The organism is Chitinophagaceae bacterium (genome assembly GCA_030053935.1).
In the GTDB taxonomy this organism is placed as follows: Bacteria; Bacteroidota; Bacteroidia; order Cytophagales; family JASGCU01; genus JASGCU01.
In genome coordinates, this window is record JASGCU010000079.1 from 1 (window position 1) to 11,439 (window position 11,439).

The following is an 11,439-nucleotide window of genomic DNA, read 5'->3' on the forward strand; positions in this document are numbered from 1 at the left end:
TGGCTCAACAATTAATTAACTTAATTTTTTGCAAACTTTATGACGAAAAATATACTGCACCAGACGAAATGGTAAAATTTAGAGCAGGTATAGACGAGAAGCCAAAAGAAGTTGCCGATAGAATTTTAAAAATTTTTAACGAAGTAAGAGAAAAGCAACCTGAAATATTTGACGACAAAGATACATTATCACTTGACATTCATTCAATAGTGTATGTAGTAGGTGAACTTCAAAACTATTCGCTTATGAATAGCGAACGAGATGTAGTTGCTGATGCTTTTGAAACTTTTATCGGACACGCTTTAAAAGGTGGTCAGGGACAATTTTTTACACCACGAAATGTTGTTAAAATGATGGTTGATATTTTGCAACCAACCGAAAATGATAAAATAATTGACCCAGCTTGTGGAAGTGGTGGTTTTTTAATAGATACACTAAAATATGTTTGGGAAAACATTGATATAAAATGCAAAAAACTTCAATGGAAAGAAACTGAAATAGAAAAGAAAAAAATAGATATTGCAACTAATAATTTTCGCGGTATTGACAAAGATTATTTTTTGAGTAAAGTTGCAAAAGCATATATGAACGTTGTAGGCGATGGCACAACAGGCATTTTTTGCGAAGACAGTTTGGAAAATCCAACACATTGGAAACAAGAAACGCAACTTAAAATCAAACCATATAGTTTTGATATAATCCTTACAAATCCACCTTTTGGCGACAAAATAAAAGTAAAAGGCGAAGAAAAACTAAAACAATACGAATTGGCTTATGAATGGAAAGAAAACAATACTATGTATTACAAGAATACATTAAAACTTGAACAAGCACCTCAAATTTTATTCATAGAAAGATGCTTGCAACTTTTGAAAGATGGCGGTAGAATGGCTATTGTATTACCAGAAGGAACTTTTGGAAATCCCTCTGATAGATACATTTGGCAATATATTTTACAAAATGCTAAAATTGAAGCAATTATAAATTTACCTATAGTCACTTTTCAACCGAATACCTCATTCAAAACAAGTATTTTATTCGTAAAAAAAGAAAAAAATACTACAGATTATCCAATTTTTATGAGTACCCCTCAAACATGTGGACAGGATAAAAATGGAAAAAATATCTATAAATTAAACGATAATGGGGATTGTATTTTAGATAAAAATAATAATAAAATTATTGATGATGAGTTGCCTTTCGTTACTGAAAAATGGGTTTTATTTAAACAAAAAAAATTAAAAGAATATTCCACGTTGGGATTTGTCTTATCTTTATCTCAAATACAAAATTATATTTTTATTCCAGACTACTATGACCCCTTACTCGCACAACAATTAGAGGAATTAGAAAACCTAAATAATTTTGATTTGAAAAGTATTCAATACTTAGTAGATAATAAGATAGTAAGTATAAAACGAGGCAATGAAATTGGGTCTGAATTCTACGGAAAAGGAACTATTCCTTTCATTAGAACAAGTGACATTGTAAATTGGGAGATTAAAAATGATCCTATGAAAACTATTCCATATAAAATATATGAGCAATATAAAACCAAACAAGATGTTCAAGAAAATGATATTTTGTTTGTAAAAGATGGAAGCAATTATTTGATTGGTAATTGTGCTTTTATAACTTCTTCTGATACTAAAATAGTTTTTCAAAGCCATATATTAAAAATAAGAGTTTTGGATGACGATTACATAAATCCTTTGTACTTGTTATATTTACTTAATTTACCTTTTGTAAGGTCTCAAATAAGACAGTATACTTTTATACAAGGAACAATACCAAGTTTGGGAAATAGATTTTTGGATATAAAAATCCCAATCTCAAAAAATAAAGAACATATTATGGAAAAAACAAAACAAATAAAAAACATTATTGATACAAAACAAAAATTAAAAGACGATATAAATAAATTATTCGAATGAAAATAAGTATAAAATCAGAAACAATGAAGCGAAATAAAAAATCGTATAATGGGAAATTTCGTTTAAATAATGGCGACACAATTTGTTTTTCTATTGATAATGAAAATGGTTTTATTCAATGGGGAGCATCAAAAGAAATACTTTGGCAATTAATTCCAAGAATAGAAGAGTTGCAATATGAGTTTGCGTCTGAACAATACAAATCAAGACGTTAAAGAATACGATATTTTATTTACAAAAGACGGTAAAATTGGACAAACAGCAATGGTTTGCAAAGAGGAACGTGCCATAATTGCTTCTGGAATAACAAGAATTAGAATAAAACAGATTAACGACATATCACCAGAATATTTATTTGCTGTCTTATCAAATAATGGAACAGGTTATTGTTCAGCATACAGAAGAACAGTAATAGGAACAACAATTCCACATTTAAGAGAAGAAAAACTTAAAGATTTATTAATTCCCAAAATGGAAACAAATTTAATTTCACAGATTACAGAATTGATAAAAACTGCATTTGAAATGAAGCACGAAAGAAAAATGATAATACAAACTATATTTATGAAATTTAATGAACTCATTAATAATGAATAAAATACACCTAACATGCAATAGCCGGTTATTTGCCTTTTACATCGCACAAGGCAAACAACAGCTATTGATTCTCGATACAAAAAAAGAAATAGAGCGATTTTTAAATTTAGAAAATAAAGAAAGACAATTATAAATATAAATTATGAATTGAAAATAATTACCACTCCTTCCCCCCTCCTTAAAAAAAAAGAGTGTGCCTAAGCAAAGCTGGTAGATGTTTTTCATTATTATTACAAACAAATACATTCATTAATATACATTCTATGATACAACAAATACATATTTTACAAGAAGAAATACAGGGCTATACTATTAGCAACAAAGAAGAATTAGAAACATACAGAATGAGATTTATAAGCCGTAAAAGTGTCATAAATGAGCTTTTTGATGCATTTAAATCCCTTTCCCCCGAAGAAAAAAAAAAAACAGGAGTTCTCTTAAACACTTTAAAAAACAAAGCAGAAGAACGACTCAAGTATCTTAATACTCTTTTAGAAGAAAAAAATGAACAAGAGAGCTTTTTGGGAGATATGACCCTTCCTTCTACTCCCAATACCATCGGTGCTATTCACCCCCTGAGCGCTCTCAGAAAGAAAATCGTAGGAATATTTGAAAGGATAGGGTATAACCAAGCAGATGGTCCTGAAATAGAAACCGATTGGTATAATTTTTCTGCCCTTAATTTCCCCCCTCACCACCCCGCAAGAGAAATGCAAGATACTTTTTTTATAGACAAAAAAAATGACGTATTATTACGAACCCATACTTCCTCTGTTCAGGTAAGATTGATGGAAAAAAAAGCACCTCCCATACGTTCTATAATGCCCGGAAGAGTATTTAGAAATGAAACCATAACCGCAAGGTCACATTGTATTTTTCACCAAGTAGAAGGAATTTATATAGACCAAAATGTGAGCTTTGCAGACCTCAAACAAACTCTTTATTTCTTTGCAAAAGAAATGTTCCATACAGATATTCTTATCCGATTCCGCCCTTCTTTTTTCCCTTTTACAGAACCAAGTGCAGAAATAGATATATCTTGTCTCCTTTGCCACGGAAAAGGATGTAATATCTGTAAACAGAGCGGATGGATAGAAATTGCGGGAGCAGGAATGATACATCCAAATGTGCTAAAAGCATCACATATAGACCACCAAAAATATACAGGATTTGCTTTTGGAATGGGAATAGAAAGAATGGCTCTTATCAAGTACCGTATCAAAGATATTCGGCTCTTTACCCAAAATGATATTCGTTTTCTCAAACAATTTGCATCGCTTGTCTCTTAAACAACACTTTCTCAAAAAATATATCCGATGAAAATTCTCAATACCGACCAAATAAGAGATATAGAGAGGTATACTATTTTTGAAGAAGGGATTCCTGAAATAGAACTCATGGAAAGAGCCGCCTTTGCTTTTGTAGAATCCTTTCAAAAAAAAAATAACAACACCAATATTCTCGTAATTGCAGGCACTAAAAACAACGGAGGCGATGGACTAGCTATTGCACGCCTCCTTCATACCAAAAAATATAAAGTAGAGGTATTCATCATCAAGAGCAAAAGCACTCCTTCCCCTTCTTTCCAAACTAATCTCCAAAAAATAGAACCCATTATCCCCGTTTCTTTTTTTACCCCCGATGAACAACTGCCCACCATCCCTGAAAACACAACTCTTATAGATGCCCTCTTTGGAATAGGACTATCTACCCATCTCAGCGGAAGTTATACGCATCTCATCCATCAAATAAATAACTTCGCATGTAAAAAAATTGCTGTAGACATACCATCAGGATTGGTAGATGGCACTCCCCACAACAATGCTCCCATTGTAAAGTGCGACTACACTCTTTCTTTTCAAATACCCAAGCTCTCTTTTTTCTTTCCCGAAAACGAACCCTTTATTGGAAAATGGGAAACCATTCCTATTGGTTATAATGAAAAAATTATTCAAAACACACCTTCCCCTTACTCCACCATAGAACAAAAAACAATACAACAAATACTCCCCATCAGAAATACGTTTTTTCATAAAGGAAATGCGGGGAGAGTTCTCTTATCTTCCGGATGTTTTGGGAAAATGGGCGCCACCATTCTCTGTGCAAGATCAATTATGAGAGCAGGAGCTGGTTTGCTTACCATTCACTCACCCCTCTGTGGATACGAAATTTTACAAACCGCTATCCCCGAAGCAATGGTTCTACCCGACTCTGATGCCAAAAAATGCACCAATACTATAGATACTCGCCCATATAATACAGTAGCAGTAGGACCCGGTTTAGGAACTGCAACTGCAACTGCAAATATGCTCAAAAATGTATTCGAAAATACCAATACTCCTATGGTAATAGATGCCGATGCTCTCAATATTATCAGTAAAAACAAAGAAATGCTATACTCAATACCACATAAAAGCATTCTCACACCGCATCTTTTAGAATTTGAAAGAATAGCAGGAGTTTCTAAAAACGAGTATGACAGATTAGAAAGACAAACAACCCTTGCACAAAAATATAATATCATACTCATACTCAAAGGAGCATACACCTGCGTTTGCCTGCCCGATGGAAATGTATTTTTTAACACTACGGGAAATCCAGGAATGGCAACCGCAGGAAGTGGAGACGTATTAACAGGTATTATTTCTGCTCTACTAGCACAAAAAGTATCTCCTGCTGATGCTTCTTTGGCGGGTGTTTTTATACATGGACTTGCGGGAGACATCGCAAAGAAAGAAAAAACAGAATATGGGATTATAGCATCTGATATAATAGAAAATATACCCCATGCTTTTGCTGCTATACATAATGATGAGTGTTGAGTGATTCATTAAAATGAACCACATACAATCCCAACTGCCCTCCTTTGGAGGGGCTGGGGGAGGTCAAAATAAAAACCTTAATAAAAAAAGATCCCATTCACTTTCCCACAATTTTTTTCAAGAGAGATTCCATTTCCGAAGTGGATACGTTCAATATAACTCGGTTTGCATGTACAGTAAATAGGAATGTGCTTAGGGTTATTTGAATTATCTTTCGAATAAGTATGTCTTTCTAGTATTATAAATGAAGTAGAGAAAGAATACAGAAAGTTTTTTGTGAAAGCACCCTCTACAGATCGGGAATAAGATGGGGAGTGGGAAAGTATCTTCCTCAAAGAAGGGGAAATGAAAAGTAATTTTTCATCTTTTTTAAAAGAAAAACCTGTTATTTTTTAAAATATCTCTTTGTTATTTTGTTTCTTTATAAAAAATTGATATAGAGGGGTTCTAAAAATTCAAATTCTAAAAACTGTATCCGTTAAAAATCAATAAAGAAATCAATTTTTAGAACCCCTCTTACTCAATACATAGAACAAATTGTATTGAGTTTTTGACTCTTATTCTTTGTAAGCACCATAAGCCCATCACGTATGGGAAAGATAAGAGGACTAAAACGGGTATCGTTTCGTATCATTTCATTAAAGGAACGCATAAACACAGTGTGCTTGTCGTCCTTCTCCCCTACTTCTGTTATTTTTCCTTTCCATAAAACATTATCTACCAGGATATAACCACCCTCTTGTAGTTTTTCAACGGAGAGATGAAAGTATGTTTCATAGTTTTGTTTATCCGCATCTATGTAAATAATGTCAAACTTCTCTGCTAAGTGGGGAATAATATTCACCGCATTCCCGATGACAAGTTCAATATTCTCTTTATATCCCGATTCTGCAAAGAAACTTTTTACTGTGCTTTCTAATTCCTCATTTATATCAATAGTAATGAGTTTTCCATCTTTTTGTAGTCCTTCTGCGAGGCAGAGAGCGGAATATCCTGTGAAAGTTCCTATTTCTAAAATATATTTTGGCTGTATCATACGAGAAAAGAGAGAGAGTATTCTTCCCTGATAATATCCCGAAAGCATTTGAGAATGCAATGTTTTGGAATGGGTATATCTTCTTATTTTTTGAAGGAGAGGATGCTCTTCTTCTCCAAATGTTTCTACGTATTTTTGAATGGGTTCTGTTATGAAAAAACTCATATATGAGAGAGGGGTGCTTATTTTCTTTTAAGAGTATCTGTGGGAGTAGATTTGAGCTCAGGGAAAGGCGCACGAGGGTATGCTTTATTGGGTATGCTGTCTTTTTTCATATCTTTATTCGGAGGAAGAGAGGGTCTTATATTTTCTCCTGTTCTTTGTGGAGTTGTGGGAGAAGGACTTCCTCCACCTGAAGCGCCATCTTGGTTACCTCCCCCATCTTTGAGGTCATCGTTGTTAATAGTTCTGATTCTTTTAGGGGCTTCGGTGCTTACCTTTCCTATTCTATAATTAAAGTTGATCCCTATCCCAATGTTATTTACATACTGGGTATTGTTTTGGTCTAAAACGGGAGATGTTGTTTGATTACGAATGGTGAGACCATTTCCTAAAAAATTTTCAAAAGATAATCCTATTCCACCTTTTTTATTTTTAAAGTTTTTCACTATGCTTACTATATAAAATCCAAATCCACCTCTTGTTCCTTGTAGTTCTACGGACTTAGAACGGAAGTGACTAAAGGCATTTATAGATATACCATTGGCAAAATTATACCCTCCAAATAGCCGTCCCGAAAATACTACACCACTATTAGAAGCAGTGAAGAGGGGGTTTATATCATTATTAGAAAGAGTATTATAGAATACATCTCCACCTGCATTCAGAGTGAATTTTCCTATATTAACGTTCAAAGAAATGTTAGTTCCTAAAGCCTGTTCTGTTCCTATATTTTTATAAGTAGTTACTATAGTGTCTCCCGATGTCTTTCTCACGGCTTGAATGCTTCCCATGGTTTCTCTATAAAAAAGAGAGGCGGATATAGAAGATCCCTTTATAAAATTACTATATCCTATTTCATAGTTATTGGTATATTCGGGCAAGAGAGTGGGGTCTCCGTAGCTTATATTGAGAGGATTAGGTGCTTGAATATTGGGGTTCAGGTATTGTATGGAAGGTCTTTGGATTCTTCTGTTATAAGAAAGCTTGAGAGTTCCACCCGATTTTCCTATTTTTTTAGAGATGTTGACAGACGGAACAAAGACGGGATACGCTGCAATGGGTATATTACCTCCATCTGCTGTGTTCGCGGCAATATAAGTAAATTCATACCTGCCTCCTACTTTCAATCCGAATGACTTGGGCAAGCTCACAGTATAAGAAAGATATCCGGCTGTTATATTTTGATAGTATGATAAGCTATTATTTTGCTGGGTAGATTTGGTTTGAACGTAATCACTATTTCCTGTTGCGGTGTAATAATTAAAATTACTGCGAGCAACTCTCAAAATATTTTTTCCTCCACCTTCTAAAAGATGGTCTTTGTTAATAGGATGTTGATAATTTATCTCTCCTGTAGCTTCTTCATTGATACTGGGGTTTTCATTTTTTACTTTTGAAATAATTTCTTCTGTATTCATGGGGTTTTTATTGGTATTCTCAAAATTATTTGTTCTATCATTACGGCTATAAAGCCCCAGAATACTTAATTCTTGCTGGGGTTTAGAAAATTGATATGTATAAGTGAGATTTATATCTACATTTTGAGAGTTATTAATGCTATTTACATCTCTATGTCCTATTTGGGAAGAGTCATTGATAAGATTATGAATAGTAGTTTGAAAATTATTTTGTTCTTGGTATTGACTTCTATTGCCATATCTTATAGATCCGTTGAGAAAGCTTTTTTCCGTAAAATTATAGTCCATTCCAAGTGTGTAATGTCCAAAAATTCCTGATTGGTAAGTATTTGCGGTTTGCGTAGTATTGAAAAGAGAAGTCGGATTGTTTTTAATGGTCTGATCATTGATAAAAGATCCGGTGATATTATAGTTATACCTTCCGAATCCTCCTAAGGTCATTCCAAATTTTCCTTTTTTTAAACTTCCATTCAGTCCTAAATGGCTACCACGATAGCCCGCTGCGCTGTTTACAGACAGATTGAGTCCTTCTAATGTATTTTTTTTTAACACAATATTAATAACACCCGCACTTCCTTCGGCATCATAGCGAGCAGAAGGAGAAGTAATAACTTCTACGGATTTAATAAGGTCAGCAGGAATTTGTTTGAGGGCATCTCCCACATTGGTTGCCAAGAGAGAAGAGGGTTTGCCATTTATAAGGATAGTTACATTCTGATTACCTCGCATGCTCACATTTCCATCGTTATCTACGGAGAGCATAGGTGTCCTTCTTAATACATCTGAAGCATCTCCACCTCTGGTAGTAAGATCACTTTCTGCATTATAAACCGTTCTATCTATTTTTTCTTCTATCAAGTCCTTTTTTGCTTCTACGGAGACCTCTTTTAATACCTCTGTATTCGGATTGAGTTTGATAAGTTTTACAAAAACATCGTCATTTTTTGCATTTACATTCACATTTTGCACTTCTATGCTTTCATAACCGATAAAAGAGATAACTAATTTGTATTTCCCCTCCCCTACTTTTGTAATAACAAACTCTCCTTTTTCATTACATACTGCTCCGTCTACTGCTTTATTTATTGCTATATCCCAAAGAGCCACATTGGCAAATTCTACGGGTGTGTTATTTATTCCATCTAATACCGCACCTTTTATTTTTGCAGTTCCTCTGCCTTTATTTATGGCATTCAGTCCATTTATTCCCTGTCCATACAATACATTCCCTACTAAAAACAAAATTATCAAGTATTTATACATTTTTATGGTAATAATTATAAAAAAATTTATTCAAGCAATAATAGTAAGATACAAAAAAAAACACAAAGGTTGCGTCACGAATTATAAATTATAAATTATTTTTAACTACAAAAACCGTAGGGGAAAACCCATGTGTCGCATTTTTGTAAATTCGAAACTATATCTTTTTTGATAACCATATAGAAACATTGGATATAAAATATTCTACAAAAGACACAAAACCCGCAAAGAATCAAGGGTTATGAGTTTATGAGATATTTCGATGTGCGTATTATCTACATCGTTTAAAAATGAGATTGCTTTTGGTATTTCCAATTAATATAGTCCGCTATTTTAGGGTTAAGATAAGGATTTCATTGCATCTGAAACCAAGTGAGAAGACCCTACATAGAAAGGGGAGCGTTGGTGAATGGAATGAGGAATAATTTCTAATATAGAATTTTTTCCGTCAGTGGCTATACCGCCTGCTTTTTGAGCAATATATGCTATAGGATTACATTCATACATAAGACGTAGCTTTCCGTTGGGATTTTTGATGGTTTCAGGGTATATATATATGCCTCCTTTGATGAGATTACGATGAAAATCCGCAACCAAAGAACCTATATATCGTGCTGTCATCTTTTTCTTTTTACAAGATTCTAAATAGTCCAAAGTAGATTTTGAAAATTCAAAAGCATTTCCCTCATTAATGGAGTATATATTGCCTTCGGGCTTTATTTGTATATTGGGGTGAGATAAAAAATATTCCCCTAAAGAAGGTTCGTAAGTAAACCCATTCACCCCATACTGAGTGGCAAATACTAATACCGTAGAAGAACCATAGAGTATATACCCTGCAACTACTTGCTCTGTTCCCGGTTGAAGAACATCTGTTCTATCGGGAATACTTCCAATCATCGTTTTTCTTTTGTAGATAGAAAAAATTGTGCCTACGGATACATTTACATCAATATTGGAAGAACCATCCAAAGGATCAATAGCCACAATGTATTTGGCATCATTATTTCCTGTGTATATAATATCTTCTTCCTCTTCCGATATAATAGCACAGGTTTGCCCGCCACGTGTCAATGCTCTGATGAATCGTATCTCTGCAATCACATCTAATTTTTGCTGTATTTCTCCTTGAACATTCGGTTCGTCTCCAAAACTCCCTTCTATTCCCGCAAGACCCGCTCTATTTATCTCACGATTTATGATTTTACCTGCCAAAGCAATATCTCTCAATAACTGTGATAATTCTCCCGTAGCATATTGAAATTGTGTTTGATTTTTAGCAATAAATCTATCCAGTGCGGTGCCTACAGGGGCCGCTATTTTATATTCGTTTAACATCTGTTGTATAAGTTATGCATTATAAAGTTTTTGATTTACATTATAATAAATGAAAAAAATGTATGGGCAATCCTTTGTGGCTGTGAAAAATAAAGATGGGTTCTAAAAATTCAAATTCTAAAAACTATATCCCTTAAAAACCAATAAAGAAATCAATTTTTAGAACCCCTCTAATAGTAATAATACGTGTTTCCACAAATATACTATTATAACTCACCTTACGCAAAAACATAATAAAATTCCATACTTTAATACACTTTTTGAATATAATTTTTGTGTAAAGTGAGTAGTTCCATTTTTCTTTTGGATTTTATTTGCAAGTACTATTTAAAAACTTTGGTTGTGGGTGGGTTTGTGTTGTTTTTTATGGTGCTTGCAAATTGCGTTGGCTCATTGTATTCTTGTTATCGGCTTATGAGTACCTTTCAAAAGTTTTTCTAATTGTCCACCTGCACTTGCATAACCAACGGTGATATTGTCTGCAAGGTCTATCATGAGTTTGTTCCTTGTTTCTGCTGTGAGTTCCGTTACTCGTTTGATGGTTTTTTCAAAGGGTGAAATAATAAGTAGCCTGCCTTGCTCTAAATGTTTTTCAAATGCAGGTTCTACTTTTTCTTTTAGTCCTCTTGCCAATGCTAAAATTATTGGCTGTTTCCCTTTGAGTAAATAATGCAGCACATCTTTTTCTATTTGACTGTGAAAACCACTGATAACACAAACTCCATTTTCTCTTTGCTCTACAGCCCAGTCATAGCATTTCAACACAACCGATGCAGGCACTTTTCGGCTGCATAAAAAAGCTATTTTCGGTAGCTTTAAAAGGGCGGTATTGCCGAGTGTGGTTTCGGCTCCGCTCAACCACCGATTGG

At 33.8% G+C, this 11,439-nt stretch carries 9 protein-coding genes; 5 read left to right on the plus strand and 4 right to left on the minus strand.

Translation table 11 applies throughout. From position 1 onward, the window contains the following. The 5 genes from QM536_07875 to QM536_07895 all read left to right on the plus strand — a co-directional run. A partial coding sequence (locus QM536_07875) for an N-6 DNA methylase (GenBank protein ID MDI9356921.1) occupies window positions 1-1,934 on the plus strand: 1,934 nt, incomplete at its 5' end. A 23-nt stretch (window positions 1,935-1,957) separates the two neighbouring features. Beyond that, window positions 1,958-2,149 (plus strand): hypothetical protein, encoded by a 192-nt coding sequence (locus tag QM536_07880; protein MDI9356922.1) that lies wholly within the window; start codon window positions 1,958-1,960, stop codon window positions 2,147-2,149. Next, the gene (locus QM536_07885; GenBank protein MDI9356923.1) at window positions 2,112-2,531 is read left to right on the plus strand and encodes a restriction endonuclease subunit S; all 420 of its coding nucleotides are present in this window, start codon (window positions 2,112-2,114) and stop codon (window positions 2,529-2,531) included. Before QM536_07880 ends, QM536_07885 begins: the two co-directional genes overlap by 38 nt. Before the next feature lie 263 nt (window positions 2,532-2,794). Beyond that, on the plus strand, window positions 2,795-3,820 hold the full coding sequence (pheS, locus tag QM536_07890) for a phenylalanine--tRNA ligase subunit alpha (GenBank protein MDI9356924.1): 1,026 nt from the start codon (window positions 2,795-2,797) through the stop codon (window positions 3,818-3,820). A gap of 27 nt (window positions 3,821-3,847) precedes the next feature. Next, window positions 3,848-5,353, plus strand: a complete 1,506-nt coding sequence (locus QM536_07895; GenBank protein ID MDI9356925.1) for an NAD(P)H-hydrate dehydratase — start codon at window positions 3,848-3,850, stop codon at window positions 5,351-5,353. 520 nt (window positions 5,354-5,873) lie between these two features. Here the strand turns inward: QM536_07895 and QM536_07900 are convergent. The 4 genes from QM536_07900 to QM536_07915 all read right to left on the minus strand — a co-directional run. Next, on the minus strand, window positions 5,874-6,554 hold the full coding sequence (locus tag QM536_07900; protein ID MDI9356926.1) for an O-methyltransferase: 681 nt from the start codon (window positions 6,552-6,554) through the stop codon (window positions 5,874-5,876). A 17-nt stretch (window positions 6,555-6,571) separates the two neighbouring features. Next, complete coding sequence (locus tag QM536_07905; GenBank protein MDI9356927.1) at window positions 6,572-9,232, minus strand: TonB-dependent receptor; 2,661 nt, start codon at window positions 9,230-9,232, stop codon at window positions 6,572-6,574. A 339-nt stretch (window positions 9,233-9,571) separates the two neighbouring features. Beyond that, on the minus strand, window positions 9,572-10,570 hold the full coding sequence (fbp, locus tag QM536_07910) for a class 1 fructose-bisphosphatase (GenBank protein ID MDI9356928.1): 999 nt from the start codon (window positions 10,568-10,570) through the stop codon (window positions 9,572-9,574). A gap of 390 nt (window positions 10,571-10,960) precedes the next feature. Next, a partial coding sequence (locus tag QM536_07915) for a hypothetical protein (protein ID MDI9356929.1) occupies window positions 10,961-11,439 on the minus strand: 479 nt, incomplete at its 5' end.